Below are 26,600 nucleotides of genomic sequence, written 5' to 3' on the forward strand. Positions count from 1 at the left end.
ATCGTCAGAGCGCCTTGCCGCTGCCGATGGCCATCACCAGGCGCGTGACCAGCACGAGCTTGGGCGCGATGGCGTCGATGACGACGAACTCGCTGTCGCTGCTGTGCGCGCCGTAGCCGCGCACGCCCAGGCCCTCGATCACCGGCGCCTTGGTCGCCAGCGCGGCATAGGCCGCATCGGTGCCGCCGCCGGTGGGACGGTCACGGACGACCAGCTCCAGCTTCTGCTCGTCGGCCAGCGCCTTGGCCTTGGCGGCCAGCGCGCGCGAGGCCTCCGTCGCCTGCAGCGGCGGCCGGCGGCGGTCGAAGCTCAGCGTGATCTCCGACTCCGGCAGCAGCTTGTTCTGGATGCGCTTGCGCAGCTCGGCCTCCATGCCGTCGAAATCGGCGACGCGGTCCGCGCGCGCGTCGCCGTTGGCCTCGGCCCGCTCCGGGATCGCGTTGCGGACCGAGCCCGCCTTGGCCATCGTCCAGTTCAGGTGCTTCCCGTTCTTCGGGTCGGACAGGTCGCGGGTCTGCATGATCTGGTGGGCCATCTCGTACAGCGCGTTGACGCCCTTCTCCGGCGCCGCGCCCGCATGCGACGAGCGCCCCTTGACCTTCAGGTCCACCGACGCGATGCCGCTGGTGGCCAGCCGCACCGTGTCCGGCGTCGTCGGCCCGCCGCCGCCCTCGAAGGACAGCACCGCGTCGTGCTCGCCGCCCAGCCGGGTGATCAACGCGTTCGATCCAGGCGAGCCGATCTCCTCGTCGCCGTTGATCAGCACGGTGATCTCCGCGTAGTCCTTGAAGCCGACCGCCTTGAGCATCGCCAGCGTGTGGAGGATGGTCGCCACGCCCTGCTTGTCGTCGGCGATGCCCAGGCCGTAGGCATGGTTGCCGTCGATGCGGAAGGGCTGCTGCTTCAGGCCGCCACGCTGGTAGACGGTGTCCATGTGCGCGATCAGCATCACGCGCTTGCCGGTGGCGCTGCCGCCCTTGAACGACGCGCGCACGATCTGGCCCACCTTGGCCGGGCCGTCGCCGGCGTCGGAGGTCGGCGACGCGATGGTCGTGTCGGGATCGATCAGCTGCACCTGCCCGCCGAGCTCGCGCAGCCGCTGGGCGATGAGGCCGGCGATGCGGTCCAGGCCCTGGCGGTCGGAGCTGCCGGACTCGATCTCGACGAGTTGCTGCAGCGTCTTCATCAGCTGGGGCTGCTCCTTGGCGGCCAGGGCCTGCAGCTCGGGCACGGTCTGCGCCTGGACGCCGAGGGCGGCCATCGCGGCCAGGGCGAGCGCCGCACGGCGCCAGACAGGGAAGGAAGCCAGCATCGTCGAGGTCTCCGATCGGTGGGGTGCTTGTCGTCGCCGCTCCCTCGGGGGAGCGAAGGAAGGGCCGATCCTATCGGCAGACCGCTCCGCCGTCCGCGCTGAAAGTGTTTCGTGTGCGGAGCGACGCAAGCGCTCGCGGCATCCCTGGCGGCGTCACCGATGCGCTGAGGCCCTTCAGCCGTCGCGGCGGCCCTGGCGGCCGGGCGCGCGTTGAGGCAGGCTCGCGCTCATGCCATCGACACCCTCGCCCGTGGGCCGCTCCCCTGTCACGGATTTCCCGCGCCCGGCACCGGCACGGCGCCAGCGGCTCGGGAGCGTCGTGCTGGTCCTGGCCCTGGCCACCGGCCCGGCGCTCGGCGACGACGTCCGCCGCAATGTCTTCGACGATCCCTTCGTCCAGTTGACGTCGGCGATCCCGCCTTCGGTGTGCCCGGTCCCGGCGGGCCCGCAGCTCACCGAGGCTGAAGCCCGGGCCCAGGCCCACGGTCGCATCGAGCGCGGCACGAGCTGCTTCCAGAGTGGCCGCTGCCGCCTGCCCAACGCCTATCTCTACGACAAGGAAATCATGCCGCGGGTGCAGAAAGCCATCGCCGCGGACGGCCGTTTCGCCGCCACGACCAGCGTCTGGGCGCTCGGCCAGCGGCGTTGGATCTGGCTGCAGGGCTGCGTGCGGAGCGCCGGGGACGCCGCGGCGCTGGAAGCGCTGGTGAAGCAGCTGGACGATGTCGAGGCCGTCATCAACGAGCTCCAGGTCGTGCCGGGCGGACCGGCCGCGGCGGCCTCGCACTGAACCGGCGGTGGAGGCGCCTGCGCCAGCCGCCAGCCTCGAACGCCGGATTTCAAGCCTCCAGCCATTCGATCCACCGGCCATGGGGGTGGGACCACGCCAGCGCCCCGGTCCGCGGCTCGCCGCCATCGGCCCACTGCAGCGTCCACAGGGTGCTGCTGCCCGGCGACTCGCCCGGCGGACAGTCGGGCGGCGACGGCAGCGGCGCCAGCTTGCCGATCTCGCCGCTGATCCAGGCCAGGCCGCGCTCGCGGACCAGGCGTTCGATGCGCTCGACGTGCGCGCGAAAGGCCTCGGCGTCGAAGTAGGCCAGCACCCAGACATTGACGAGCACCGGCGTGACGCCGGCCGGCAGGTCCGCCATCCAGCGCTCGAGCACCGACAGCCCGTCCGCCGAGCGGACCAGCGGCACCGGATGCCGCCGCGCATCGGCGAGCGCACGGTCCAGGCGCTCGCGCCGGGCGGCGTCTCCGGGCCACAGGCAGGCGCGCAACCAGCGAGCGGCGGTTTCGTCGGCGGGGTCGGCCGGGTTCAGGTCGACGCCCATCCGCCGCGCCGCCCGCCAGCACGGCGCGCCCAGCAGGCCGGTGGGGCGTTCGCCGCGCCAATGCGTCCGGATCACCGGCGCGTCGGGGCTCGCGCCCGGCGTGATCTCGACACCATCGTCATAGGCATAGCGGTCGACGCCCAGGTTCAGGCCGGCGCTGCAACCGAAGTCGAACAGCGCGAGTTCCACCGGCGCCGACGCCGTCCCGCCCAGCCGCGTCGCGAGCGCCTGCAGGGCCGGCCGCAGCACCGCGCAGCGACCGGTCTCGTTGGTCTGCGTCGTGCAGGTGCGGATCAGCGCGCGCAGCGCCGGGTCCTCCCGCTGGATGAAGTCCCGCAGCGTCGCCGGCAAGGCGTCGTCGGGCGCGCGCGTCCCGCCGACGCTGGCGTAATACGCCGCCAACGGATGCGGATCGCCCGCGAGGATCCGCTCATGCAGCGCCGCCAGTAGCAGCACGGGCAGGCGCTGCGTCGGCGGCGCCTCCAGGAGCAGGCCCATCAGCGCGGCATCGCCGCCGATGACCGCCGCGAGGGCGCGGTACAGCGGGTCATCCTGGCCGTCGATCTCGGCGAAACGGGCGAAGTGGTGGGCGATGCGCCCGAGTGCGTCTTCCATGGCGATGGACTCCAGGCCGTCGTGCGCGGCCAGAATGTCGGCCATCCGACAAATCCGCGTTGCCGGATCGGTCCGGTCGCGGCCGGCCTCCCCGAACGCTGAGGCCGCTCAGCCGCCCAGCGCCGCCTCGATCTCGCCGCGGATCGCCGCCGGCGCGTCGTTCGGCGCGAAGCGCTTGAGCACCTGGCCATCGCGCCCGACCAGGAACTTGGTGAAGTTCCACTTGATGCCCTGCGTCCCCAGGATCCCGGGCTTCTCGCCCTTGAGCCACTGCCACAGCGGATGCGCCTCACTGCCGTTGACCTTGACTTTGGCCATCATCGGGAAGCTGACCCCATAGTTCAGCTGGCAGAACGAGGCGATCTCCTCATTGCTGCCGGGGTCCTGGCCGCCGAACTCGTTGCTCGGGAATCCAACGATCACCAGCCCGCGGGCCTGGTAGTCGCGCCACAGGTCCTCCAGGCCCTTGAACTGCGGGGTGAAACCGCACTCGCTGGCGGTGTTGACGATCAGCAGCACGCGGCCGCGGTACTGCGACAGCGCGACCGGCTCGCCAGCGATGCTGACGGCGTCGAAGTCGAAGGCAGTCTTGCCATTGGCGCTCATGGGGGACCTCCTCGTTGGGGCCGGGTGGGCCGGGGTGCATCCTAGCGCGGCGCGGCGGATCAGGCGCGGTGGCGCTCCAGGGCCGCCAGCATCGCCGCGCCCAGGATCGCCGCACCGCCCAGCGCCGTCTTGCCGTCCAGCGTGCCGCCGCCCAGCAGCAGCGCCGAGATCGCCGCCACCGGGACCTCGGTCAGCATCACGACCGCCGTGACGTTCGCCGGCAGCCGCGCCGCGCCGTACTGCAGCGACAGGTTGGAGACGAAGAACAGCAGCGCCATGCCCGCCAGCGGCAGCAGCCACACGGCCCCAGGCAGCGAGGGCCAGGGCGCCAGGCCGTGGCCCGCCATGGCGACGGCCGACAGGCCCGCCACCAGCACGCCGCCGGTGAACATCGCCAGCGCCCGCGCCCCCGGGCTGCGGGCGGCCTCGCGGCGCAGCATCACGTTGTTGAACGCGAAGGTCATGCCGCCGACCAGCCCCAGCACGTCCGGCAGGCTGGACGGCACCGGCCAGCCGCCGTCCGCGGGCGCCAGCACGGCCAGCGCGCCGCCCAGCGCCAGGGCGATCCGCAACCCCGCCATCGCCGTCAAGGGCTCATGCAGGACCACCCGCGCCAGCAGCACCGCCCACAGCGGCATCAGGTAGAAGAGCAGCACGACCCGCACCACGTCGCCGGTCGACACGCCCCAGTTGAAGGCGGTGTTGGTCATCCCGGCCGCCAGCGTCACCACCCACAGGCCGGGGGAGCGCAGCCATTCGGACACCGCCCCGCGCTGGCTCAGCAGCACCACCGCCCAGGACAGCGCGTACATGATCACCGTGGTCCAGAGCGGGTGCATGCCCGCCCCCTCGAATTGACGGAAAGGCCACCAGGACAGCCCCCAGATGGTGGCGTTGAGCATCAGGGCGAGGATCGGCATGCGGGAACGGCGGCGGGAGCCAGGGGACAGAGGGAAGGGACAGGGGTGGGGCTTGCGCAACAGTCCCCGGGTCGGGACTTGGAACCGGCTCGCGGCGCGGCCAACAATGCCCAGGGTTTGTAGCATGGCGCAAGGACTGACCCTGCCCTCCAATCGGGGCGCCGTGCGCCTGTCATGCACGCGGCCTACCCTGTCGCGTGTGACCCGTCCACCAAACTAGGGAGAGCTTCTCTTGGATCACCTGGCCTGTTTCGCCCCCGAGGATCTGCAGTCCACCCCCGGGCCCGACCTGCAGGGCTACCACTGGCGCCTGCTGGCCCAAGGGGACTCCTGGTTCTCCACCGCCCAGGCCAAGCTCAGCGCGCACGCGAACCTGCTCCAGGAACTGGTGCTGACCAAACCCGCCGTCGCGATCAACTGCGCCGGCCAGCGCGAAAGCCTGTCCAAGGTGGTCGAGCTCGAGTCCGCGCCGGACTTCGTGCGCCTGCTGACGGCGCCGGAATCGCCGGTGTGGGACGGCATCCTGCTGTCCGTCGGCGGCAACGACCTGATCAAGGCGGCGCAGACCCCGACCCAGATCGACGGCGCCGAGGTGCCGCTGCACCTGCGCCTGCTGCGCCGCCAGACCGAATGGGGGCCGCCGTCGGCGGGGGTCGGCCGCTACTTCTCGGAGCCGGGCTGGGCGACCTACGCGGACTACCTGAAGGCCAACCTGCGTCATCTGCTGACGCTGCGCGACCAGGGGCCGTCCGCCGGCAAGCCGGTGTTCATGCATTGCTACGCGGTGCCGATGCCGAGGCCGGCCGGCGCGGAGGATGCGGGCCACGGGCCGTGGCTGTATCCGGCGCTGAAGGCCTATGCGATCCCGGCGGCCGACTGGGCCGCAGTCAGCCGGCTGATGGTGATGCACCTGGCGCAACTGCTGAAGTCGCTGATGGCGGACAAGGAGCAGTTCCCGGGACTGTTCGTGTTCGATTCGACCACCGTGCCGTTGGCCGCAGCCGCGCCGGGAGCCAGCGGCATCAGCGGCGACTGGCACAACGAGATCCACCTCAACCACAGCGGCTGCCTGAAGATCGGCCGCGCGTGGTCGGAGCACATCGAGCAGGTGCTGACCACCGGCGGCCTGGTCGTCGAGACGCCGCCCAGCGGCCGAGGCCGCGCGCGGCGCTGAGCCGCCTGGCCACCGCCGCTGGCCCTCGCCCCTGCTCTCTACCGCAAGCGGGAGAGAGCGGCCTCAGTGCTTGTCGCTGCGCGCGATCGCGAGCAGGCGCTCGAGCTCTTCGGTGTGCTCGCGCTTGTTGTGCGCATGCCAGCGCCCGACGACCCACATGATCCCCGCCACCAGCAGGCCGAAGATCGTGATCGAGCCGAAGGCCGAGGTGCCGAAGCGGGTCAGCATCGTGTACAGCGCACCCAGCCCCAGGATGCAGGCCTGCTCGTTGAAGTTCTGCACCGCGATCGAACGCCCGGCGCCCATCAGGTTGTGGCCGCGATGCTGCAGCAGCGCGTTCATCGGCACCACCAGATAACCGCCGATGCCGCCCAGCAGGATCAGGAACGGGATGGCCAGGTAGAGGTTGTCGATGAAGTTCAGCACCAGCATCAGCAGCCCCATGCCGATGCCCAGCGGGATGACGCTGGTGGCCTTGTCCAGCCGCACCGCCACCGAGGCGACCACCGCGCCCACCGCCGTGCCGATCGCCACCACGCCCGCCAGCGCCGAGGCCTGCGTCGTGCCGTAGCCCAGCGCCGCGGCGGCCCAGGCGAAGACGATGTAGCGCATGTTGCCCGACACGCCCCAGAACAGCGTCGTCATGCCCAGCGAGATCTGGCCCAGCTTGTCCTGCCACAGCCGCGAGTTGCAGGCGGCGAACTCCCGCACCAGGTCGGTCGCGCTGTGGGCGATGGGCTGGAGGGGGGCCTCCGTGCGGGGGATGCGCAGGTTGAAGAGCGCCGCGATGAAATACAGCACCACCATGAAGGCGATGGCCGCCTCCGGCGGGGTGTCGATGCCGGTGTCGATGAAGGGCACGTCGATCGCCAGCAGCACCGCCGAGGCCTTGGCGCCGATCAGCTGCCCGCCGAAGACGGCGCCCAGGATGATGGAGGCGATGGTCAGGCCCTCGATCCAGCCATTGGCCTTGACCAGCTGGGACGGCGGCAGGAGTTCGGTCAGGATGCCGTACTTGGCCGGCGAATAGGCGGCGGCGCCCAGGCCCACGATCGCGTAGGCGATCAGCGGATGGACGCCCACCAGCATGCTCAGGCAGCCCAGCACCTTGATGGTGTTGGAGATGAACATGACCTTGCCCTTGGGGACCGCGTCGGCGAAGGCACCGACGAAGGGCGCGAGCACCACGTAGAACAGCGCGAACATCGGCACCAGCGCGGCGCGTTGCCATTCGGCGGCTCCACTGGTGCGGAGCAGTTCCACGGCGGCGACGAACAGCGCGTTATCAGCCAGCGAGCTGAAGAACTGCGCTGACATGATGGTGTAGAAGCCTTTTTTCATCGACCCGGCATACCTGGAACTGCGGTGATCACGCTGGGTCCACGGGGTGGGGAAAGGCAGCGCTGCGGCGGGTTTATAGCACGCGCTCGTTTTCGTAACAGACCTTCCCGGGACAGCGGCTCTGTGCTATTTCGCACCGCTTTTCCGACCCTCGCGACCTCTCCCCCCTCGCACCGCCGCGGGGCGTGAAACCGTTCCTGCGCGGCACAATGCCGACCCATGCCGCGTCCGATCGAAGCCATCGTCCACCAGCCCGCGCTGGCCCACAACATCGCCTGTGCCCGCGCCCGCGCGCCGGACGCGCAGGTCTTCGCCGTCGTCAAGGCCAACGCCTACGGCCATGGCATCGAGCGCGTGTTCGACGCGCTGCGCTCCGCCGACGGCTTCGCGCTGCTCGACCTGGACGAGGCCCAGCGCCTGCGCGACCTGGGCTGGCGCGGCCCGATCCTGCTGCTGGAAGGCTGCTTCGAGGCGCGTGACCTGGAGCTGTGCTCGCGGCTCAAGCTCTGGCACACCGTCCATCACGAGCAGCAGGTGGACTGGCTGGCGATGCACAAGACGCACGAGCCGCACCGGGTGTTCCTCAAGCTCAACAGCGGCATGAACCGGCTGGGTTTCACGCCCAGCGCCTTCCGCGGCGCCTGGACGCGGCTGAACGCCCTGCCGCAGGTGGACGAGATCTCGCTGATGACGCATTTCTCGGACGCCGACGGCCCGCGCGGCATCGCGCACCAGACGGCGGTCTTCAAGGAGGCGACGGCCGACCTGCCCGGCGAGCGCTCGCTGAGCAACAGCGCCGCGATCCTGCGCCACAGCCAGGATCCGGCGGTGCGCGCCGACTGGGTGCGCTCCGGGATCATGACCTACGGCAGCGCGCCGGACTTCCCCGAGCACGACATCGCCCACTGGGGCCTGAAACCCACGATGACGCTGCGGGCCAAGGTGTTGGCGGTCCAGCATCTGCGCGAGGGCGACAGCGTCGGCTACGGCAGCAGCTTCGTGGCGCAGCGCGCGATGCGCATCGGCACGGTGGCCTGCGGTTATGCCGACGGCTACCCGCGCCACGCGCCGCACGGCACGCCGGTGCTGGTCGGCGGCCAGCGCAGCACGACGATCGGGCGCGTGTCGATGGACATGCTGGCGGTCGACCTGACCGAGCTGCCGGCCGAAGGCATCGGCAGCGAGGTCACGCTGTGGGGCCAGGGCCCGCAGGGCGCGGTGCTGCCGATCGACGAGGTGGCCCGCGCCGCCGGCACCATCGGCTATGAGCTGATGTGCGCCTTGGCCCGGCGCGTGCCGGTGCACGTCGAGACCCTGGGCTGAGGCCCCTCGAGCGCCCGGTCGCGTCGGCGTCATGCACCTGGACTGGACGCCGGCCGACTGGGAGCTGGAGATCTCCGCGATCCGCGCCAGCGGGCCCGGCGGGCAGAACATCAACAAGGTCAGCAGCGCCGTCCACCTGCGCTTCGACATCCGGCGCTCGACGCTGCCGGCGGTGATCAAGGAACGGCTGCTCGCGCTCAGCGACCAGCGCATCACGGCCGAGGGCATCGTCGTCATCAAGGCGCAGGAGTCGCGCAGCCAGGAGCAGAACCGCGCCGACGCGATCGCGCGGCTGGTCGCCCTGGCGCAGAGCGTCGCGCACACGCCCAAGACCCGCCGACCGACGCGCCCGACGCACGGCTCGCAGAAGCGCCGCCTGGAGGCCAAGTCCCAGCGCGGCGACATCAAGGCCGGGCGCGGCAAGGTGCGCGTCGACTGACGCCATTCACGAGGGAAAAGACATGTTCAAGGCACTCCGCATCCTGGTCCTGCTCGGGATCCTGGTGACGGTGGCGGGCACGACGCTGGTCGGCCGCTGGCAGGCGCAGTCGTGGAAGCGGCCGCAGGTGGTGACGCTCTATCCGATCAGCGCCGGCGGTGACGCCGAGACCGAGGCCTACCTGGGCCGGCTGGACGAGTCGGCCTTCGCGCGGCTGGAGCCCTACTTCCAGGACGAGGCGCGGCGCTACGGCGTGCCGCTGTCGCAGCCGGTGCGGGTGGTGCTGGGCAAGCGCGTGCGGGTGGCCCCGCCGCCGGCGCCGGCCAGCGCCGATCCGCTGTCGGCGATCGCCTGGAGCCTGCGGATGCGCTGGTGGGCCTGGCGCCAGACGCCGGCGAGCTCGCCGGTGCCCGATGTGAAGCTCTTCCTGATGTACCACCCGCCGGACTACGCCGGCGCGCTGCCGCACTCGATCGGGCTGGAGAAGGGGCGGCTGGGGCTGGTGCATCTCTTCGCCGCGCGCGGCCAGCAGGCGCAGAACGAGGTGGTGATCGCGCACGAGGCGCTGCACACCTTCGGCGCGACGGACAAGTACGACCGCTCGACGCTGGCACCGGTGTTTCCGGACGGCTACGCCGCGCCGCGGCAGGAGCCGCGCTACCCGCAATCCGCCGCGGAACTGATGGCCGGCCGCATCCCGGTGCGCGAGGGCGAGGCGCGCATTCCCTCGAACCTGGGCGAGACGGTCATCGGTCCGGCGACGGCGGCGGAGATCGGCTGGGCGAAGTGACGATGCGCGAGCAGCCCCCTGCGAATGCGGGGGGTGATCGGCGGCTTTGCAGAACTGACACGAAGAGAATCCCCCCGGTTCGGGAGGGACCTCATGCACAAGAAGATGGGCGGGCGGATGCTCGCCGTGGCGGCGCTGGCCGAAGCCTGCGCCAGCTCGATGCGGCGGTGGTGCCGGAGCCGGCGAGCTAAGCGCTGATGCTGGCCGGCGTCGCCGCGATCGGCGTGGCGGTGCGCCGGCGCAAGGCGGGCGCCGCGCTCAAGGCCTGAGGTCCTCCAGCGGATCCTGCAGCGGCTGAACTCAGCGCTGCGGCCGCGTCGCCGCGTAGATGCTGCCCAGGCACAGCACCATGCCGGCCAGCGCCAGCAGCGTCGGCCGCCAGCCTTCGAAGATCGCGGAGATCCCCAGCGCGATCACCGGGATCACCACGCCGGTCAGCGCCGCGCGCGCCGTGCCCTGGCGCTGCGCCAGCTTGAAATACAGGACGAAGGCGATCACCGAGCCGAACACCGCCAGGTACAGCAGGCTCAGCACGTAGGACGAGGTCCAGGCGAAGTTCAGGCCCTGCCCCGTCGCCACCGACGCCACCAGCAGGAAGACCGCGCCGTAGCCCATGCTCCAGGCGAGCACCGGCACCAGCGGCAGCCCGCGCCGGGTCAGGGTCAGCGTCAGCACGTTGCCGATGCATGCGGCCAGCACCGCCGCCAAGCCGATCGCCAGGCCGTAGGCCGCCGTCGGGCGTGCGCCGGTCGAGGCGATCTCCGGCCAGAAGATCATCACCACGCCCGCGACCGCGCCGGCCGAGGCCGCGAGGAAGCGCCCCGTCACCCGCTGGCCGAAGAAGATCCGCCCGGACAGGGCATTGCCGAACACCATCAGGCAGAACAGCACCGCGACCAGACCGCTGGGGATGTGGCGCTCCGCCTCATAGACGGAGAAGTAGTTGCCGCTGTACTGCACGATGCCGGTCGCCAGCATCAGCCCGTGCGCCGACAAGGGCAGCTTCAGCGACAGCTTCTGCCAGCGCGCGAAGCCCGCGAGCATCAGCGCCGCCAGCCCGAAGCGCCAGCCGACCGAGTTCAGGATCGGCACGCCCGAGCCCAGCTGGTAGAGGATCACGTGCCAGGTGCTGGCCCAGATCAGCGTCGGGCCCCAGAACAACCAGCGGTCGGAAACGGTGGACATGATGTGCGGCAGCGATCTGTACCGGCCGCCCGCGCGGGGACGCATTCAGCGGGCCGGGGAAAACAACAAGGCCGCCCTTTGGGGGCGGCCTTCGGTGGGAGGCGGTCCTGACGCGGACCGCCTGGGGGACGTCGGAAATCGTGTGGGATCGGGCGCGTCGGCCCTCAGTCGGCGGCCTTCTTGAAGGTCGCCAGCAGCGCGCCGGCACCGACGAACAAGGAGCCGAAGATCCGGTTCATCGCCTTCAGGTGGGACTCCGAGCGCAGCGCCCGCAGCACCCGCGCCGCCAGCAGCGTGTAGCCGGCCATCACGACGGCGTCGGTGAAGGCCAGCGTCGCGCCGATCACCGCGTACTGCTGCGTCAGGCTGTGATGCAGGTTCAGGAACTGCGGCACCACGGCCAGCAGGAAGACGGTGCCCTTGGGGTTCACCGCGTTGATGGCCCACCCGCGCAGCACCAGGTCACGGCGCGAGACCTGCTTGGCCTCGGCCTGCTCCGCCACCAGCGGCCGGGCCGGCGAACGCCATTGCTGGATGCCGAGGTAGACCAGGTAGGCCACGCCGGCCCACTTCACCACGGCGAAGGCCTGCTCGGAGGCCGCGATCAGCGCGCCCAGGCCGGCGCCCACCACCACGATCTGGGTCAGGATGCCCAGGATCAGCCCGATGGTCATGAAGTAGCCGCGCTGGAAGCCGTGATTCAGTCCGGCACTCATCGCCGCGATGGCGCCCGCGCCCGGGGACAGGCTGATGGCCCAGGAGGCCGCGAAGAACCCCAGCCAGACTGACAACTCCATGATCGACTCCTTCGAAGGACCCGAGGTTGTAGCACGCCGCCCGCCAGCGGACGAAGGTCAGGGTTAACGCCAGGCGCGTCCGGATCGCCCTCCCCGGCCGGTTATGTCCCCCGTCCGATTCGGAATGCGTCCGTGGCGGCGGCGCTCCAATAATCCCTCGCCATGTCCGCCACCGTGCTGCTCGTAGTCATCGCCGCCTACTTCGCGCTGCTGCTGGCCGTGGCGTGGTGGACCTCGCGCCGGGCCGACAACGACAGCTTCTTCATCGGCAACCGCAGCAGCCACTGGGGGCTGGTCGCCTTCGGCATGATCGGCACCTCCCTCTCCGGGGTGACCTTCATCAGCGTGCCGGGCTCGGTCGGCAGCGGCGCGTTCAGCTACTTCCAGATCATGCTGGGCCAGGTCGCCGGCTACGCGGTGGTGGCCTTCGTGCTGCTGCCGCTGTACTACCGGCTCCAGCTGAGCTCGATCTACCGCTACCTCGGCGCCCGGCTGGGCGTGGCGGCGCATCGCACCGGCGCGGGTTTCTTCATCCTGTCGCGCACGCTGGGCGCCACCGCGCGGCTCTACCTGGTCGTGCGCATCCTGCAGGACCTGGTGCTGGCCCAGTTCGGCATGCCGTTCTGGCTCAGCGCGCTGCTGGTGCTCGTGATGATCCTGCTCTACACGCTGGAGGGCGGCGTCAAGACCATCGTCTGGACCGACACGCTGCAGACCACCGGCATGCTCGCCGGCCTGGTGATCTGCGTGGTCTTCCTGCTGCACGCGCTGGGCCTGGACCTGGCCGGCGGCTGGCAGGCGATGCGCGCCGCCGGGCTGGCCGAGGTCTTCGTCACCGATCCGATGAGCGCCGCCCACTGGGCCAAGCAGCTGCTGGCCGGCGCCGCGATCGCGGTGGCGATGACCGGCCTGGACCAGGAAATGATGCAGAAGAACATCTCGGTCCGGCGGCTCGCCGACGCCCAGAAGAACATGATGGTGATGGCGGCCATCATGACCGGCGTCGTGCTGCTGTTCCTGTTCCTGGGCGGCCTGCTGAGCCTGTACGCGCGCCAGCAGGGCCTCGCCGCGCAGGGCGACCGGCTGTTCCCCGCCGTGGTGATGGACCACCTGCCGGCCTGGGTGCAGCTGATCTTCGTCGTCGCGCTGATCTCCGCGCTGTTCCCCAGTGCCGACGGCGCCATCACCGCGCTGACCTCCAGCACCTGCATCGACCTGCTCGGCCTGCAGGAGCGGCGCGACTGGGACGAGGCCCGCAAGCGCCGCGTCCGCAAGGCCGTCCACCTCGGGTACGCGGCGGTCTTCCTGCTGTTGACGCTGGGCTTCCGCTGGCTCGACGACCCGAGCATGGTCAACCTGATCCTGAAGCTGGCCGGCTATACCTACGGCCCGCTGCTGGGCCTGTTCGCCTTCGGCATCCTGAGCTCGCGCACCCTGCGTCCCGGGGGCCTCCCCTGGATCGCCCTGGCGGCCCCGGCCCTGTGCTGGATCGTCGACACCCATCAGGCCATCCTCTTCGGGGACTACCGCATGGGGCTGGAACTGCTGCTGGTCAACGCCGCCCTGACCTTCGGGGGACTCTGGATCGGCTCGCGCCCCGCGGCTTATCCCCAGCCGAAGGCCGCTTGAGCACAGGCTGGCCCCAGCCTGTCCACAGCTCCTCCCCCGCGGCGACGCCGCTTGCCCACCGCTTGCCCACAGGCGGGGGCCTGGTTGTCCCCCGCTCGCCCACACCCTGCCCACATCCCGCCCACAAGCCGGTCACAGGCGGATCACAGCCGCCGCACAGCGAATTCACAGGCTTCTCAACAGGGTTGTCCACAGCGCGGGCGGCGACAATCGCGCCCCATGGCTGCTCCGAAATCCCATTACGTCTGCTCCGAATGCGGCGCCACCAGCGCCAAGTGGCTGGGCCGCTGCCCGTCCTGCAGCGCCTGGAACACCCTGGTCGAGACCGCCGCCGAGCCCACCGGCGGCAAGAACCGCTACCAGGCGCTGGCCCGCAGCCAGCCCGTGGCCACGCTGTCCGAGATCGAGGCCCGCGACTTCGACCGCACGCCGACCTCGCTCGAGGAGCTGGACCGGGTGCTGGGCGGCGGCATCGTGACCGGCGGCGTCGTGCTGATCGGCGGCGACCCGGGCATCGGCAAATCGACGCTGCTGCTGCAGGCGGTCGAGGCGCTGTCCAAGCAGATGAAGGTGCTGTACGTCACCGGCGAGGAGTCCGGCGCGCAGGTCGCCATGCGCGCGCGCCGGCTGGGGCTGGACGGCTCGCAGGTGCGCGTGCTGGCCGAGATCGGCCTGGAGAAGATCCTCGCCACGCTCGAGGCCGAGCGCCCCGACTTCTGCGTCATCGATTCCATCCAGACGCTTTATTCCGAACAGCTGTCCTCGGCGCCCGGCTCGGTGGCGCAGGTGCGCGAATGCGCCGCGCAGCTGACCCGCACCGCCAAGGCCACCGGCTGCGCGATGGTGCTGGTCGGCCACGTGACCAAGGAAGGCGCGCTGGCCGGGCCGCGGGTGCTGGAGCACATCGTCGACACCGTCCTGTACTTCGAGGGCGACACCCACAGCAGCTACCGCCTGGTGCGCGCGATCAAGAACCGCTTCGGCGCGGTCAACGAGATCGGCGTCTTCGCGATGACCGAGAAGGGCCTGAAGGGCGTGACCAACCCCAGCGCCATCTTCCTCTCCACCCATGGCGATCCGGTGCCGGGCTCCTGCGTGCTGGTCACGCTGGAGGGCACCCGGCCGATGCTGGTCGAACTGCAGGCGCTGGTGGACGGCGGCGGGCCCAACCCGCGGCGGCTCTCGGTGGGCCTGGAGCGTGACCGGCTGGCGATGCTGCTGGCGGTGCTGCACCGCCATGCCGGCGTGGCCACGATGGACCAGGATGTGTTCGTCAACGCGGTCGGCGGCGTGCGCATCAGCGAACCCGCGGCCGACTTGGCGGTGCTGCTGGCGATCCAGAGCTCGCTGCGCGGCAAGCCGCTGCCCAAGGGCTTCATCGCCTTCGGCGAAGTCGGGCTCGCCGGCGAGGTGCGGCCCGCGCCCCGCGGCCAGGAACGCCTGAAGGAGGCGGCCAAGCTGGGCTTCTCGATCGCGGTCGTGCCGCAGGCCAACGCGCCCAAGAAGCCGATCGACGGGCTGACGGTGCACGCGGTCGCGCGCATCGAGGACGCGATCGAGATCCTGCGCGGGATGTGACGCCGCATGGGGCGACGACAATGCGCGCTCCGCCTGACGCCCACCGCCACGGACCTCCCCATGAGCGCCACCGACCTCCTGCCGCCCGCCTCGCCGTCGATCCAGCCGCCGTACTACGCGGTGATCTTCTGCAGCCAGCGCACCGACGCCACGCCCGACGACGGCTACGGCGCGATGGCCGAACGCATGGCGGCGCTGGCCGCAGCGCAACCGGGCTACCTCGGCGTGGAGAGCGCCCGCGGCGCGGACGGCCTGGGCATCACCGTCTCCTACTGGCGCAGCCTGGAGGACATCCGGGCCTGGCGCGCGGTCACCGAGCACACCGCCGCCCGCGACCAGGGCCGGCGCGGCTGGTACCGCCATTACGAGCTGCGCATCGCCAAGGTCGAGCGCCATTACCACTGGGACGAATCCGCCGGGACCGACGATCCGGTGCCCGTCGCCCAGCGCTGAGGCGACACCGCGCCGCTCCTCCCGCTGCCCCCCGCTGTTCCCCACTTTCACCCCTTTCTTCCCCCTTCGGAGTTCCCTCGCATGAACCGCCTCGCCGGCATCCTCCTCGCCCTGGCCGCCATCGTCGCGGGCAGCGTCTTCTTCGGCTGGAAGGGCGCGATCCTGGGCCTGTCCTGCATCGTCTTCTTCCTGCTGCTGCAGTTCTCCCAGCTGATGCGCGTCATGCGCACCGCCCAGAATGCGCCGCTGGGCCATGTCGCCAGCGCGGTGATGCTCCATTCGAAGCTGCATGCCGGCATGAAGCTGCTGGACCTGATCCGCATGTGCGGCTCGCTCGGCGTCAAGGTCGACCCGAACACCTACCGCTGGACCGACGCCGGCGGCGACGCGGTGGACGTGGTGCTGGAGCGCAGCCTGGTCACCCGCTGGACGCTGATCCGCGCGGCGGACGCGCAGGCGCACACGGGCGCCCCTTCCGACACCCCGGCCGCATAAAATCCACGACTTTTGCAGCACCCGGCCGATTCGCGGCCGAAAAGGAAGACCCATGTCTCTGGACGATCGCGACGGCAAGATCTGGATGGACGGCGAGCTGGTGGACTGGCGCGACGCCAAGATCCATGTCCTGACGCACACGCTGCACTACGGCTGCGGCGCCTTCGAAGGCGTGCGGGCATACCAGACCGACAAGGGCACCGCGATCTTCCGGCTGCGCGAGCACACCGAGCGCCTGTTCAACAGCGCCAAGATCCTGCGCATGAAGCTGCCCTTCTCGATCGAGCAGGTCGAGGAAGCGCAGAAGGCGGTCGTCCGCGAAAACAAGCTGGCCAGCTGCTACCTGCGTCCGCTGACCTGGATCGGCAGCGAAAAGCTGGGCGTCAGCCCCAAGGGCAACAAGGTCCACCTGATGGTCGCGGCCTGGGCCTGGGGCGCCTACCTGGGCGAGGAAGGCCTCAAGCGCGGCATCCGCGTCAAGACCAGCAGCTACACCCGCCACCACGTCAACATCACGATGACGCAGGCCAAGACGGTGTCCAACTACACCAACTCGATCCTGGCCAACATGGAAGCGACCGAGGACGGCTACGACGAGGCGCTGCTGCTGGACGCCTCGGGCTTCGTCTCCGAGGGCGCGGGCGAGAACCTCTTCATCATCAAGAACGGCGTCGTGTACACGCCGGACCTGTCGGCGGGCGCGCTCAACGGCATCACCCGCAACACCATCTTCGCGATCTGTCAGGACCTGGGCCTGAAGCTCGTGGAGAAGCGCATCACCCGCGACGAGGTCTACATCAGCGACGAGGCCTTCTTCACCGGCACCGCCGCCGAGGTCACGCCGATCCGCGAACTCGACCGCATCGAGATCGGCATCGGCAGCCGCGGCCCGATCACCGAGAAGATCCAGGCGGCCTTCTTCGACATCGTCAACGGTCGCAATCCCAAGTACGCCCACTGGCTGACGCTGGTCTGATCGGGATCCCCCGTCCGGACGCGCCCGCCTTCGCCAGCCCGCAAGAACAAGATCATGAGCACCACCACCACGCCCAAGGCCACCGTCGAAGTCACCGCGCAGGACCTGCAAGGTCCGGGCGTCGTCTTCTGCCCGAATCCCAAGATGCCGCTGTGGAGCAACCACCCGCGCGTCTACATCGACCTGAGCCACGGCGGCGAAGGCACCTGCGCCTACTGCGGCACGCTCTACAAGCTCAAGGCCGGCGAGCAGCTGCCCTCCGGCCACTGATCCCCCCGGCCGTCCCCCGACGTGGGGATCCGGTCATTGCCCCGCTCCCTTGAACAAGGAACGAGATCCATGGTGCGCAAGCCTCAGACCGCCCTGCTGCTGGCCTCTCCCGAGGACACCGAAGCGCAGTTCTACGAGGCCTTGCAGGCCGGCGACCTGGAACGCCTGATGGCCGTCTGGGGCGATGAGGACGAGGTCTGCTGCGTGCATCCGGGCGGACCGCGGGTCGTCGGCGCGGCGGCGATCCGGGCGAGCTTCGAGCAGATCTTCGCGCGCGGCGCGATCCCGGTGCATCCCGAGTGCCAGCGCCGGCTGGTCAACGGCGACACGGCGATCCACCAGGTGCTGGAGCGCGTCGAGATCACCGACGAGGACGGCACGCAGAGCGCCTGGGTCGTCGCCACGAATGTCTACCTGAAGACGGCGCTGGGCTGGCGCCTGGTGGCGCACCACGCCAGCCCCGGCACCTCGCAGGACGTGAAGCAGGAACTGTCGATCGTGTCCGTGGGCGCTCCCACCACCCTGCATTGAGAGAGGTCCGCTGATGCAGTACCAGGCGCCTCCCTGGTTGCCCGGAGGCCATGCCCAGACGATCTGGCCCGTGCTGTTCGCGCGGCGCTACGACGGCCCCGCGCCGCGCTTCCGACGCGAGCGGTGGCACACGCCGGATGGCGACTTCATCGACGTCGAGTGGCTGATCGATCCGGCCGCCCCCACCGATTCCGCCAAGCCCGCCGATGCGGCTGCCTCGGGCACGACCGGCGCGCCTGCATCGGGGCCGGAGCGGCCGTTGCTGGTGCTCTTCCACGGGCTGGAGGGCTCGGTCGACAGCCAGTACGTGCAGGCCTTCGCCGCCGTCGCGCAGCGGCGCGGCTGGGCCTTCGCGATGCCCTACTTCCGAGGGTGCTCGGGGGAGCTCAACCTCGCGCCGCGGGCCTACCACTCGGGGGACTACGTCGAGATCGGCTGGATGCTGTCCCAGTTCCGCGCGGCCCACCGCGGGCCGATGATCGCGGCCGGTGTCTCGCTGGGCGGCAATGCGCTGCTGCGCTGGGCGCAGGAGGCCGGCGACACGGCCGCGGACACCGTCAAGGCGGTCAGCTCGATCTGCTCGCCGCTGGACCTGACCGCCGCCGGCCATGCGATCGGCAAGGGCTTCAACAAGCTGGTCTACACCCGCATGTTCCTGCGCACGATGATGCCCAAGGCCATGAGCAAGCTGAAGCAGCATCCGGGGCTGTTCGATGCGGAGCGGATGCGGCGGGTGCGCAACCTCTACGAGTTCGACAACCTCTTCACCGGGCCGCTGCACGGCTTCCGGGATGTCGACGATTACTGGCTGCGCGCCTCCGCCAAGCCGCACCTGGCGCGCATCCGCGTGCCGGCGCTGGTGCTGAACGCGCGCAACGACCCGTTCGTGCCGGCCCACAGCCTGCCGGCGCAGAGCCATGTGGGCGCGCACGTGACGCTGTGGCAACCCCGCGAGGGGGGCCATGTCGGATTCCCGTCGGGTCGCCCGCCGGGCCACGTGCGCACGATGCCCGAACGGGTCACCGACTGGCTGGCGATGCGGCTCTGAGCCGCCCCGCACAAGGACCGAAGGAGCGCCCATGGATGCGATCGTCGAGGCCGCGCTGAAGAAGTGGCCCAACGTGCCGCACTGCTACGGCTGGCTGGCGCTGGATGCGCGCGGCGACTGGTACATGCGCGACGAGCGCATCCAGGCGGCGGGCCCCTTCCCGGCCGTCAAGGGCAGCCGCATCGTGCATGACAAGCTGATCGGCTTCATCGACCGCAACTACGGCGTCGACGACACGGGGGCATGGTTCTTCCAGAACGGACCGCAGCGGGTCTACGTGCAGCTGGAGGCGGCGCCCTGGATCTGGCGGCTGCAGCCCGACGGCCGCGTGCTGAGCCACACCGGCCGCGAGGCGCAGGTCACCGGCGCGGTGCTGGACGAGGCCGATCGCCTGTTCCTCGAGACCGACCTCGGCCTGGGACTGGTCCACACGCAGGACATGGGGCCGGCGGCGGACGTGATCGAAGCCGGTCGCTGGTCGATGACGAACGCGACGCACGCCGAGCTCGTCACCCGTCATGGGGTAGTGCTGTCCCCCCTCGACCCGAAGGGGGCCGTCGCCCGGGGGTGAGGCTGGCGCCACGCGTGAAAAAGCCGACCCGCGGGTCGGCTTTCCTGTTGGCGCGCGGAGGGCTTACTGCGAGGCTGCGTTCGCCGGCACCGAGGCGCCTGCATCGGCGCCGGAAGCGGCCGCGGCGGGCAGCTTGGGGTCGTCGAACTTGGCGCCGCCCTGGTTGGCCATGTAGACCACCGCGCGGGAAATCTCGAAGTCGCTGAAGTCGCCGCCGCCTTGCGGGCCCATGTTGCCCTTGCCCTTCAGGGCGGAGTGCACCAGGGTGTCGAAACCGGTCTTCACGCGCGGGCCCCAGGCGTCATGGTCGCCGAGCTTGGGCGCGCCGGCGGCGCCGGTGGCGTGGCAGGCGGCGCATTGCGCCTGGAAGACCTGCTCGCCGGACTTCATCGCGGCGGGGTTGGCCAGGTCCTTGAGTTCGATCGAGCCCACCGGCTGGATGCGGGCGGCGACGGCCTGCTCCTCGAGTCCGCTGCCGCCGGCGCCGGGCTTGATCTCGCTGGACACATAGTTCGCGAGCATCACGATGATCACGATCGGGATCACGAACGCGAAGAAGACCGCGACGATCAACTGCTTGGGTGTCTTGATGGGCCCTTCGTGGGCGTCGTGACCGTCGGCGTGCGTGTCCTGGGCGTTGGCGTGGTCCTGGGTTCCGCTCATGAATTCCTCGTGAATCGAATCGACTACGGCAGAAGCGCGTCCGTGTTTCGCAGGGGTTTCGCGGCTTGATCGGCCCTCGGGAAACCGGACGGGGGAACAGCAAATCGGCGCAGTATAGCCAGCCCCCTGGCGCCCCACCCTGGGGCTTTCGTCAAGGTCGGCACGGGGGCGGGCCAGGTGTTGCGCGAGGGTCGCGCAGCGGGTTCGCCCTGGTGCCGTTTCAACGACTTGAATCGGCTTGGGTCGAGCGGGGCCAGAACGAGGCTAGAATGCGCGCTTCCCATGGCGACCGTGGTGAAGTGGATATCATTGGGCCCTCCGAAGGCCTAGTCGCAAGTTCGATTCTTGCCGGTCGCACCAAAACACCGAGAAGCCGGTTGTCACACGCGTGGCAACCGGCTTTTTCATTGCCGCTCGTCGTTGCGAAGGCGTGCCGCCGGCGGCGGATACTGCGCCCTGTCCCATCGCGACGCGAGCTCCCCATGCGACTGCTCATCCTCGGCGGCACCGTCTTCCTCGGTCGCCACGTCATCGACGCCGCGCTCGCGCGAGGCCATGCGGTCACGATGCTGAACCGGGGCCGCCACGGCCGCGGGCTGTTCCCCGAAGCGGAGCGCCTCGTCGGCGATCGCGACGGCGACATGAGCGCTCTGTGCGGCCGCGCGTTCGACGCCGTCATCGACTGCACCGCCTTCACTCCCGCGCAGGTCGAGCGCAGCCTCGCCGCGCTCGACACCGGCGCCCCGCATGTGGTCCTGGTTTCGTCGATCTCGGCCTACGGCGTGTTCCCGCCGCACCGGGTCTTCGACGAATCGGCGCCGCTGGCGCCGGGCCACGAGGGCTACGGCCCGCTCAAGGCCCGAGCGGAAGAGGCGCTCACGCGCGCCCTGCCCGATCGTCACGTCATCGTCCGGCCCGGGCTGATCGTCGGACCGCACGACCCGACCGGCCGCTTCACCTACTGGCCGACGCGCGTCGCGCGCGGCGGTGAGATCCTCGCGCCCGGTCGGCCGGAACGTCCGGTCCAGGTCATCGATGTCCGCGACCTCGCGGCGTTCTGCCTGGCCCTCGCCGAATCGCGGGTCACCGGCAGCTTCAATGCCGTCGGGCCGCGAATGCCGATGCAGGCGCTGCTCGACGCCTGCGTCCAGGCCGCGCCAGAGGCCGGCGCGCGCTTCACCTGGCTGCCGGACGACCTGCTGCTGGTGCTGGGCATGGCGCCCTGGACGCAGCTCCCGCTCTGGCTGCCCGAGAACGACCCGACCCATGGCGGCATGCTGCTCGGCGACGCCACCCGCGCGGCGGCCGCGGGCCTGACCTGCCGCGCCATCGAGCACACCGCCGCCGACACACTGGCCTGGGCACTGGCACCGCGCGAGCCGGACTGGGACACCAGCAAGCTCGTCGCCACGCTGACCCCGGCGCGCGAGGCCGAGTGCCTCGGCGCCCGGCCGGTCACGCCAGCCTGAACACCGCGATCGCGGCCGACAGCCGCTTCGACTGGTCCTTGAGGCTCTCCGCCGCCGAGGCGGCCTGCTCCACCAGCGCCGCGTTCTGCTGCGTCATCTGGTCCAGGTGGCCCACCGCGGCGTTCACCTGGTTGATGCCGTCGCTCTGCTCCTGCGAGGCCGCGCGGATCTCCGCAATGATGTCGGTCACGCGCTGCACGCTGGTCACGATGTCGGTCATCGTCGTGCCCGCGTCGGTCACCAGGCGCGAGCCCGATTCCACGCGGTCCACGCTGGTCGCGATCAGCGACTTGATCTCCTTGGCCGCTTCCGCGCTGCGCTGCGCGAGCGAGCGCACCTCGCCCGCCACCACCGCGAAGCCGCGGCCCTGCTCGCCCGCGCGCGCCGCCTCCACCGCCGCGTTCAGCGCCAGGATGTTGGTCTGGAAGGCGATCCCGTCGATCACGCCGATGATGTCGGCGATGCGCCGCGAGCTGTCGCTGATCTCGCCCATCGTCGTGACCACCTGCCCCATCACCGAGCCGCCGCGCTGCGCTGTCTCCGCGGCCGAGCTCGCCAGCTGGTTGGCCGTCAGCGCCGCATCCGCCGTCTGCCGCACCGTGCCCGTCAGCTGCGTCAGCGAGGCCGCCGCCTGCTGCAGGTTGGACGCCGTCTGCTCGGTGCGCGCCGACAGGTCCATGTTGCCGCTGGCGATCTCGGCGCTGGCGGTGCCGATGCTGTCCGTCGAGCCGCGCACCTCGCCGATCAGCCGCAGCAGGGATCCCTGCATCGCATCCAGCGCGCGCAGCAGCTGCGCGGTCTCGTCGCTGCCGCGGGTCTCGATGCGTCCGGTCAGGTCGAAGCGCGCGATCGCGTCGGCCACCTGCGCCGCCTGGCCCAGCGGCCGGGTGATCGAACGCGTCAGCCACACCGCGAGCGCGCCGCCCGCTGCGAGCGCCACCAGCCCGAACACCACCAGCGCGATCCGGGCGCGTTCGTTGGTCGCGGCCAGCGCCTGGATCGCCTGGTCCAGTTGGTCGCGCTGCTGCTGCGCCACGGCGCGGATGCCGTCCAGGTAGGCGCTCGACGCCTTCTGGAACTGCTCGTCGAAGATCTGCTTGGCCTGCGCCATGTCGCCCTGCTTCTTCGCCGCGGTGATGGCGTCCCGCACCGTCAGGTAGGTCTTGCGCAGCTCGGCCACCTTGTCGAAGGTGGCGCGTTCCTCGGGCTTCGTCAGCAGCTTGTCGAGCCGCTGCTGCAGTTCGGTCGAGACCTTGGTCGCCTCGGCGGCGGCCTGGGTGAAGAAGGTCGCCAGGCCCGGGTCCGCGCTGACCGCGATCGCCGTGGTGCGCGTCGTGCCGTTGAACACGTTGCGGTACCAGTCGGACGCGGTGCGCTCGGTGACGATCGCGTCGGTGTACATCGCGGCGGTCTGCTCCGCGACGCGGTTCAGGCCCCAGTACCCCAGCGCCGATCCGATCAGCGCGATCACCAGGACGCCGGTCTGGACCATTCCCAGACGACGACCGATGGACCCCCGGGCGTTCGTGTTGGACATCATGTGGTTCTCCTCGGACGCGGGCCCGAAGGGAGATCGGACCTCGACGCGGCACGATGTGGCCCCCACAACCGTACTCCGATCTCCGGCCGGCGTTAAGAGGCCGGCGCCACGGCCCCGGCGGACCGGGGCGGCTGTCACTCAGACGCGTGGCACGAGGCGCACCTGCGGGATCGGCTTGAGCGAGCCGACCTCCAGCGTGCGCGGCTGTCCCGACTGCTTCAGCGGCACGGCCGCGCCCAGGCCCTGCAGCCCGGTGAGGAACCGGGTCGCCTCCGCCCGCATCGCCGACGAGCGCCGATAACGCGGATCGTCCTTGAGCAGCGCCAGCCAGTCCGCCGGCGCGCCGGCCGCCACCACCCCGAGCGTCGCCGGCTGCATCACGCCCAGGAAGGTCGTGAGCCGCGCGCGGCGATGGTCGTCCCAACCCGCGCCGCCTTCCGCGCCCAGCGGATGGAAACGCGCGATCAGGCGCTGCGCCGCCAGTCCGCCCGCGTCCGCCAGGGCCGCGATCGTGCCGGAGGCCATGGTCAGGTTGAGCCCGCCCTCGTCGGGCTTCTGGCTGATCTGCACGATGCGGTCGCGGAAGCCGGGCGTCGGGAACAGGATCTCGTCCCGCCAGTTCTGCATCGTCCCGACGATGCTCCAAAGGAAACCTGCCAGCCCTGCCAGCGGCGTCTTCTCGCGCGCGACCGCCTCGCGCTCCTCCCAGTCGGGGACCAGGTCGGGCTCCGGCCAATAGCGCAACCGGCCGCCGCGATCGTCCTCGGGCAGGTAGACGCGGCCGCCCTCGTTGCCCGCGACGGCGGGCTGGATGCCATGGTCCGGATGCGGCGGCTTCAGGCTCACCGCGAAGGTCGGGTGCCGCGGCAGCATCGCGTCGAAGAGGTGCAGCGGCATGTTGCTGCCGATGCCGCCGTCGGAGAACCAGATCCGCGTGGCCCGCAGGCGCAGCTGGCGCCGGGCCTCGGCCGTCTCCGCGGCGCGCACCTGGGCCTGCGCGCGCTGGTTCGCGGTGCGCGACCAGTCCACCGCGTACAGCGGCACCGCCGACAGCAGCAGCGGGAAGCTCAGGCTCATCCGGACCGCGACGACGACCGGCAACTCGCCATGCCGCGGCAGCGGTCTCAACTCGCGCCCCTGCGCGTTCTCGATCACCGGCCCGTCGTTGCCGCCGGCGAAGGGCGCCGCCAGCGCGGCCATCACCGCGGGCGGGAAGAGCCTCGACCACTCCTGGGGGTCGTAATAGAACATCGGCGTTCCCGGCCGGAACGGGATGCTGTAGACCATCTGCTGGCTCACCGCGCTGGTGATCACCTCCAGATGGATGCGCCGCGTCGTGGGGTCGGGCCCCCACAGATCGCCGAAGCTCAAGGGCGGCCCATCGATGCTTTTGCCCGCCAGTTGGTTGAAGTAGCCGTGCAGCCAGTCGGTGAGCGCGGTCCGGCCGCCCTGGTCCGGCTGCGTCAGGCCGCTGCACAGGCCGTAGCCGTTGTCGCGCAGGCCGCGCGCCAGCCCACGGACGAACAGCGCGGCCGTCGCCCCGACCGCGGCCGCGGCGGTCAGCGCCGCAATGCCCACCACAGCCACCGCGGCCAGCCAGCGCAGGCCCGGCGACGCGCCAGTCCCGTCGATCAACAGATGCAGCGCCGGCCAGGCCAGCAGCAGCCCGCCCGCAGCCACCCCCAACGCGGCCCTCGCATGGACGGCGAGCATGCCGCCCACCACCGCGGCGACGGCCTGGCCGCGGGACTTGCCCAGCGCGCGCGACAGCACGTCGAAGTGGCGCCGCAGTGCGGGCACCGGCTGGAACAGCGTGAACAAGCGGCTGCGGCCGGGCTGGCGCCGATCCCCGGCGACCTCCGCGCCCAGTTCCTCGGGCAGCTTCGCGAGCTGGTCGAAGGCGCCGACATGGCCGCGCTGGCGGCCGAGCTCCGCGGCCGCGCTCGCCCCGGCCGCGATCGCGCCGGCCGAGGTGCCGCCGATGTTCTTGAACCGGTACCGGTCGGCCAGCGCCGCCACCAGTCGCGGATAGATCACGCCACTGGTCACGCCGCCCTTCATGACGAGGTCGCAATGGCTGACGTCGTCCGCCTCCGGCTGCCGCTGGTCGTCGCTGTGCATGACGCCGATTCTCGGCGCCCTGGCGACCATCGGTGTCAGGAGCGCTCCGACCCGTCCCCGGACGTCGCCAGCACCTGGACGACCCCTTCGCGCAGCATCACGCGCCGGTCGCCGAAGCGGGCCACATCCTCCGGATCGTGCGTGATCATCAGCATCGGCATGCCGATGCGCGCCAGCAGCGTGTCCAGCTCCGCGCGCATCCGGCCGCGCAGCTCCGGATCGAGCGCCGAGAACGGCTCGTCCAGCAGCAGCGCACGCGGCTCGTTGACCAGCGCGCGGGCCAGCGCGGTGCGCTGCCGCTGGCCGCCGGACAGCTGGTGCGGCCGCTGCTGAGCGACGCGTTCCAACTCGAAGGCCTGGATCCAGCGGTCCACCGCCTCGCCGCCCTCGTGGCGCGACGGATTCAGCCAGCCTCGCTTGAGCGCGAACGCGATGTTCTGCCGCACGGTCAGTTGCGGGAACAGCGCGTAGTCCTGGAAGAGGAAACCGAGGCGGCGCTCGCGGGCGGGCACGTCGATGCCCGACGCGCTGTCGAAGACCGGCTGGCCGTCGACGCGGATCGACCCCTCGTCCGGCTTGAGCAGCCCCGCGATCGCCAGCAGCGTCAGGCTCTTGCCGGCGCCCGACGGGCCGTGGATCACCGTGCGGCGAGCGTCGGTGGCGAAGGCGACATCGAGCTCGAAGCGGCGGCCGCCGCCTTCCACGTGCTTGCGGATGCGCACCTCGAAACTCATGCGCCACTCCTTGGACCCGCCAGCCGGCCCGCCACCAGCAGCACCGCGACGCAGGTCAGCGACACGATCAGCACCAGCAGGTTGGCGGTGTCGTCCTGCCCGGCCTGCACCGCCTCATAGACGGCCACGGACAGCGTCTGCGTCTTGCCCGGGATGCTGCCCGCGACCATCAGCGTCGCGCCGAACTCGCCCAGCGCGCGGGCGAAGGCCAGCAGCACGCCGGCCAGCACGCCGCGCCAGGCCATCGGCAGCGTCACGCGGAAGAACAGCGCCCACTCGCCCAGGCCGAGCACGCGGGCGGCGCGCTCGAGCTGCGGATCCACGCCCTCGAAGGCCGCGCGGGCCGACTTCATCACCAGCGGGAACGCCACGATCGTCGCCGCGATCACCGCGCCCTGCCAGGTGAAGATCAGGTTGATGCCGAAGCTCTCCCACAGCCAGGCGCCCAGCCAGCCGCGCTTGCCGATGATCACCAGCAGGTAGTAGCCCAGCACCGTCGGCGGCAGCACCATCGGCAGCGTCAGCACCGCGTCCAGCAGTTCTCGTCCCGGGAACCGGAAACGCGCCAGCGCGAAGCCCGCCGCCACACCGAGCACGAGGTTCAGCGCCGTCGCCCAGCCGGCGACTTTCAGCGACAGCGCGAGCGCGATCCAGGCGGGTTCCACGTGCGCTGCGCTCCCGGCCGA

27 protein-coding genes and 1 tRNA gene are annotated in these 26,600 nt (G+C 70.8%); 16 read left to right on the top strand and 12 right to left on the bottom strand.

Annotation, left to right across the window (positions count from 1 at the left end; translation table 11 throughout):
• Positions 1-4 precede the first annotated feature (4 nt).
• The gene (locus FHT37_RS18050) at positions 5-1,312 is read right to left on the bottom strand and encodes a glutamate carboxypeptidase (protein WP_183483414.1); all 1,308 of its coding nucleotides are present in this window, start codon (positions 1,310-1,312) and stop codon (positions 5-7) included.
• Positions 1,313-1,631: 319 nt separating this feature from the next.
• Between FHT37_RS18050 and FHT37_RS18055 the strand changes: the two genes are divergently transcribed.
• Positions 1,632-2,102, top strand: a complete 471-nt coding sequence (locus FHT37_RS18055) for a BON domain-containing protein (RefSeq protein ID WP_310739755.1) — start codon at positions 1,632-1,634, stop codon at positions 2,100-2,102.
• Between the two features lie 49 nt (positions 2,103-2,151).
• On the opposite strand, the gene FHT37_RS18060 is transcribed toward FHT37_RS18055, so the two are convergent.
• The 3 genes from FHT37_RS18060 to FHT37_RS18070 all read right to left on the bottom strand — a co-directional run bounded on the left by FHT37_RS18060 (position 2,152) and on the right by FHT37_RS18070 (position 4,787).
• Positions 2,152-3,306 (bottom strand): DUF2332 domain-containing protein, encoded by a 1,155-nt coding sequence (locus FHT37_RS18060; RefSeq protein ID WP_183483418.1) that lies wholly within the window; start codon positions 3,304-3,306, stop codon positions 2,152-2,154.
• Between the two features lie 63 nt (positions 3,307-3,369).
• Positions 3,370-3,867, bottom strand: a complete 498-nt coding sequence (locus FHT37_RS18065; protein ID WP_183483420.1) for a glutathione peroxidase — start codon at positions 3,865-3,867, stop codon at positions 3,370-3,372.
• A gap of 59 nt (positions 3,868-3,926) precedes the next feature.
• Positions 3,927-4,787: a DMT family transporter gene (locus FHT37_RS18070; RefSeq protein WP_183483421.1), complete on the bottom strand. Its 861-nt coding sequence runs from the start codon at positions 4,785-4,787 to the stop codon at positions 3,927-3,929.
• Positions 4,788-5,019: 232 nt separating this feature from the next.
• On the opposite strand from FHT37_RS18070, the gene FHT37_RS18075 reads away from it, so the two are divergent.
• Positions 5,020-5,961, top strand: a complete 942-nt coding sequence (locus FHT37_RS18075) for a hypothetical protein (protein ID WP_183483423.1) — start codon at positions 5,020-5,022, stop codon at positions 5,959-5,961.
• 63 nt (positions 5,962-6,024) lie between these two features.
• On the opposite strand, the gene lplT is transcribed toward FHT37_RS18075, so the two are convergent.
• Positions 6,025-7,302 (bottom strand): lysophospholipid transporter LplT, encoded by a 1,278-nt coding sequence (lplT, locus tag FHT37_RS18080; protein ID WP_091729106.1) that lies wholly within the window; start codon positions 7,300-7,302, stop codon positions 6,025-6,027.
• A 219-nt stretch (positions 7,303-7,521) separates the two neighbouring features.
• On the opposite strand from lplT, the gene alr reads away from it, so the two are divergent.
• The 3 genes from alr to FHT37_RS18095 are packed head-to-tail and all read left to right on the top strand — an operon-like array spanning position 7,522 to position 9,854.
• A complete protein-coding gene (gene alr / locus FHT37_RS18085; RefSeq protein WP_183483425.1) occupies positions 7,522-8,625 on the top strand; it encodes an alanine racemase in 1,104 nt (367 codons plus the stop codon).
• Positions 8,626-8,656: 31 nt separating this feature from the next.
• A complete protein-coding gene (arfB, locus tag FHT37_RS18090; protein ID WP_183483427.1) occupies positions 8,657-9,064 on the top strand; it encodes an alternative ribosome rescue aminoacyl-tRNA hydrolase ArfB in 408 nt (135 codons plus the stop codon).
• A 22-nt stretch (positions 9,065-9,086) separates the two neighbouring features.
• Entirely contained in the window at positions 9,087-9,854 is a 768-nt protein-coding gene (locus FHT37_RS18095) for a hypothetical protein (protein WP_183483429.1), read from the top strand.
• Between the two features lie 300 nt (positions 9,855-10,154).
• Here FHT37_RS18095 and FHT37_RS18100 read toward each other — a convergent pair whose 3' ends face one another.
• Both FHT37_RS18100 and FHT37_RS18105 read right to left on the bottom strand, forming a co-directional pair.
• The gene (locus tag FHT37_RS18100) at positions 10,155-11,039 is read right to left on the bottom strand and encodes a DMT family transporter (RefSeq protein ID WP_175538385.1); all 885 of its coding nucleotides are present in this window, start codon (positions 11,037-11,039) and stop codon (positions 10,155-10,157) included.
• Between the two features lie 164 nt (positions 11,040-11,203).
• Positions 11,204-11,836: a LysE family transporter gene (locus FHT37_RS18105; protein ID WP_091729120.1), complete on the bottom strand. Its 633-nt coding sequence runs from the start codon at positions 11,834-11,836 to the stop codon at positions 11,204-11,206.
• Positions 11,837-11,998: 162 nt separating this feature from the next.
• On the opposite strand from FHT37_RS18105, the gene FHT37_RS18110 reads away from it, so the two are divergent.
• The 9 genes from FHT37_RS18110 (at position 11,999) to FHT37_RS18150 (ending at position 19,387) form a co-directional block, all read left to right on the top strand.
• Entirely contained in the window at positions 11,999-13,465 is a 1,467-nt protein-coding gene (locus FHT37_RS18110; RefSeq protein ID WP_183483430.1) for a sodium:solute symporter, read from the top strand.
• 219 nt (positions 13,466-13,684) lie between these two features.
• Positions 13,685-15,043, top strand: a complete 1,359-nt coding sequence (radA, locus tag FHT37_RS18115) for a DNA repair protein RadA (RefSeq protein WP_183483432.1) — start codon at positions 13,685-13,687, stop codon at positions 15,041-15,043.
• A 60-nt stretch (positions 15,044-15,103) separates the two neighbouring features.
• A complete protein-coding gene (locus tag FHT37_RS18120) occupies positions 15,104-15,496 on the top strand; it encodes an antibiotic biosynthesis monooxygenase (RefSeq protein ID WP_183483434.1) in 393 nt (130 codons plus the stop codon).
• An 81-nt stretch (positions 15,497-15,577) separates the two neighbouring features.
• On the top strand, positions 15,578-15,991 hold the full coding sequence (locus FHT37_RS18125; RefSeq protein WP_183483436.1) for a hypothetical protein: 414 nt from the start codon (positions 15,578-15,580) through the stop codon (positions 15,989-15,991).
• Between the two features lie 52 nt (positions 15,992-16,043).
• Positions 16,044-16,967, top strand: a complete 924-nt coding sequence (locus tag FHT37_RS18130; protein WP_091729133.1) for a branched-chain amino acid transaminase — start codon at positions 16,044-16,046, stop codon at positions 16,965-16,967.
• Between the two features lie 54 nt (positions 16,968-17,021).
• Positions 17,022-17,237, top strand: a complete 216-nt coding sequence (locus tag FHT37_RS18135) for a zinc-finger domain-containing protein (protein ID WP_147240588.1) — start codon at positions 17,022-17,024, stop codon at positions 17,235-17,237.
• Positions 17,238-17,306: 69 nt separating this feature from the next.
• Positions 17,307-17,768 (top strand): nuclear transport factor 2 family protein, encoded by a 462-nt coding sequence (locus FHT37_RS18140; protein ID WP_091729141.1) that lies wholly within the window; start codon positions 17,307-17,309, stop codon positions 17,766-17,768.
• A 13-nt stretch (positions 17,769-17,781) separates the two neighbouring features.
• Positions 17,782-18,816, top strand: a complete 1,035-nt coding sequence (locus FHT37_RS18145) for a YheT family hydrolase (protein ID WP_183483438.1) — start codon at positions 17,782-17,784, stop codon at positions 18,814-18,816.
• A 31-nt stretch (positions 18,817-18,847) separates the two neighbouring features.
• Complete coding sequence (locus FHT37_RS18150; protein ID WP_183483440.1) at positions 18,848-19,387, top strand: DUF2946 family protein; 540 nt, start codon at positions 18,848-18,850, stop codon at positions 19,385-19,387.
• A 63-nt stretch (positions 19,388-19,450) separates the two neighbouring features.
• On the opposite strand, the gene FHT37_RS18155 is transcribed toward FHT37_RS18150, so the two are convergent.
• The gene (locus tag FHT37_RS18155; protein ID WP_183483442.1) at positions 19,451-20,050 is read right to left on the bottom strand and encodes a cytochrome c5 family protein; all 600 of its coding nucleotides are present in this window, start codon (positions 20,048-20,050) and stop codon (positions 19,451-19,453) included.
• A gap of 285 nt (positions 20,051-20,335) precedes the next feature.
• On the opposite strand from FHT37_RS18155, the gene FHT37_RS18160 reads away from it, so the two are divergent.
• Both FHT37_RS18160 and FHT37_RS18165 read left to right on the top strand, forming a co-directional pair.
• Positions 20,336-20,410 (top strand) — tRNA-Arg (locus FHT37_RS18160).
• 122 nt (positions 20,411-20,532) lie between these two features.
• Positions 20,533-21,519, top strand: a complete 987-nt coding sequence (locus FHT37_RS18165; RefSeq protein WP_183483444.1) for an NAD-dependent epimerase/dehydratase family protein — start codon at positions 20,533-20,535, stop codon at positions 21,517-21,519.
• Here the strand turns inward: FHT37_RS18165 and FHT37_RS18170 are convergent.
• From FHT37_RS18170 to modB, 4 genes are all read right to left on the bottom strand, one after another.
• Positions 21,506-23,059 carry a methyl-accepting chemotaxis protein gene (locus tag FHT37_RS18170; RefSeq protein ID WP_221211150.1) on the bottom strand — a complete coding sequence of 518 codons (1,554 nt, stop codon included), beginning with the start codon at positions 23,057-23,059 and terminating at the stop codon, positions 21,506-21,508. The genes FHT37_RS18165 and FHT37_RS18170 overlap by 14 nt on opposite strands.
• A gap of 138 nt (positions 23,060-23,197) precedes the next feature.
• On the bottom strand, positions 23,198-25,180 hold the full coding sequence (locus FHT37_RS18175; protein ID WP_183483445.1) for a patatin-like phospholipase family protein: 1,983 nt from the start codon (positions 25,178-25,180) through the stop codon (positions 23,198-23,200).
• 35 nt (positions 25,181-25,215) lie between these two features.
• A complete protein-coding gene (locus FHT37_RS18180; protein WP_183483447.1) occupies positions 25,216-25,914 on the bottom strand; it encodes a sulfate/molybdate ABC transporter ATP-binding protein in 699 nt (232 codons plus the stop codon).
• On the bottom strand, positions 25,911-26,579 hold the full coding sequence (gene modB, locus FHT37_RS18185; RefSeq protein ID WP_183483455.1) for a molybdate ABC transporter permease subunit: 669 nt from the start codon (positions 26,577-26,579) through the stop codon (positions 25,911-25,913). Before modB ends, FHT37_RS18180 begins: the two co-directional genes overlap by 4 nt.
• Between the last annotated feature and the right edge of the window lie 21 nt (positions 26,580-26,600).

The sequence above is a fragment of the Mitsuaria sp. BK037 genome, assembly GCF_014193045.1.
Taxonomy (GTDB): domain Bacteria; phylum Pseudomonadota; class Gammaproteobacteria; order Burkholderiales; family Burkholderiaceae_C; genus Roseateles.

Coding starts and splice junctions, on each gene's coding strand:
- FHT37_RS18050 (WP_183483414.1), bottom strand. CDS start 1,312: ATGCTGGCTTCCTTCCCTGTCTGGCGCCGTGCGGCGCTCGCCCTGGCC.
- FHT37_RS18060 (WP_183483418.1), bottom strand. CDS start 3,306: ATGGCCGACATTCTGGCCGCGCACGACGGCCTGGAGTCCATCGCCATG.
- FHT37_RS18065 (WP_183483420.1), bottom strand. CDS start 3,867: ATGAGCGCCAATGGCAAGACTGCCTTCGACTTCGACGCCGTCAGCATC.
- FHT37_RS18070 (WP_183483421.1), bottom strand. CDS start 4,787: ATGCCGATCCTCGCCCTGATGCTCAACGCCACCATCTGGGGGCTGTCC.
- lplT (WP_091729106.1), bottom strand. CDS start 7,302: ATGAAAAAAGGCTTCTACACCATCATGTCAGCGCAGTTCTTCAGCTCG.
- alr (WP_183483425.1), top strand. CDS start 7,522: ATGCCGCGTCCGATCGAAGCCATCGTCCACCAGCCCGCGCTGGCCCAC.
- arfB (WP_183483427.1), top strand. CDS start 8,657: ATGCACCTGGACTGGACGCCGGCCGACTGGGAGCTGGAGATCTCCGCG.
- FHT37_RS18095 (WP_183483429.1), top strand. CDS start 9,087: ATGTTCAAGGCACTCCGCATCCTGGTCCTGCTCGGGATCCTGGTGACG.
- FHT37_RS18100 (WP_175538385.1), bottom strand. CDS start 11,039: ATGTCCACCGTTTCCGACCGCTGGTTGTTCTGGGGCCCGACGCTGATC.
- FHT37_RS18105 (WP_091729120.1), bottom strand. CDS start 11,836: ATGGAGTTGTCAGTCTGGCTGGGGTTCTTCGCGGCCTCCTGGGCCATC.
- FHT37_RS18110 (WP_183483430.1), top strand. CDS start 11,999: ATGTCCGCCACCGTGCTGCTCGTAGTCATCGCCGCCTACTTCGCGCTG.
- radA (WP_183483432.1), top strand. CDS start 13,685: ATGGCTGCTCCGAAATCCCATTACGTCTGCTCCGAATGCGGCGCCACC.
- FHT37_RS18120 (WP_183483434.1), top strand. CDS start 15,104: ATGAGCGCCACCGACCTCCTGCCGCCCGCCTCGCCGTCGATCCAGCCG.
- FHT37_RS18125 (WP_183483436.1), top strand. CDS start 15,578: ATGAACCGCCTCGCCGGCATCCTCCTCGCCCTGGCCGCCATCGTCGCG.
- FHT37_RS18130 (WP_091729133.1), top strand. CDS start 16,044: ATGTCTCTGGACGATCGCGACGGCAAGATCTGGATGGACGGCGAGCTG.
- FHT37_RS18135 (WP_147240588.1), top strand. CDS start 17,022: ATGAGCACCACCACCACGCCCAAGGCCACCGTCGAAGTCACCGCGCAG.
- FHT37_RS18140 (WP_091729141.1), top strand. CDS start 17,307: ATGGTGCGCAAGCCTCAGACCGCCCTGCTGCTGGCCTCTCCCGAGGAC.
- FHT37_RS18145 (WP_183483438.1), top strand. CDS start 17,782: ATGCAGTACCAGGCGCCTCCCTGGTTGCCCGGAGGCCATGCCCAGACG.
- FHT37_RS18150 (WP_183483440.1), top strand. CDS start 18,848: ATGGATGCGATCGTCGAGGCCGCGCTGAAGAAGTGGCCCAACGTGCCG.
- FHT37_RS18155 (WP_183483442.1), bottom strand. CDS start 20,050: ATGAGCGGAACCCAGGACCACGCCAACGCCCAGGACACGCACGCCGAC.
- FHT37_RS18165 (WP_183483444.1), top strand. CDS start 20,533: ATGCGACTGCTCATCCTCGGCGGCACCGTCTTCCTCGGTCGCCACGTC.
- FHT37_RS18170 (WP_221211150.1), bottom strand. CDS start 23,059: ATGATGTCCAACACGAACGCCCGGGGGTCCATCGGTCGTCGTCTGGGA.
- FHT37_RS18175 (WP_183483445.1), bottom strand. CDS start 25,180: ATGCACAGCGACGACCAGCGGCAGCCGGAGGCGGACGACGTCAGCCAT.
- FHT37_RS18180 (WP_183483447.1), bottom strand. CDS start 25,914: ATGAGTTTCGAGGTGCGCATCCGCAAGCACGTGGAAGGCGGCGGCCGC.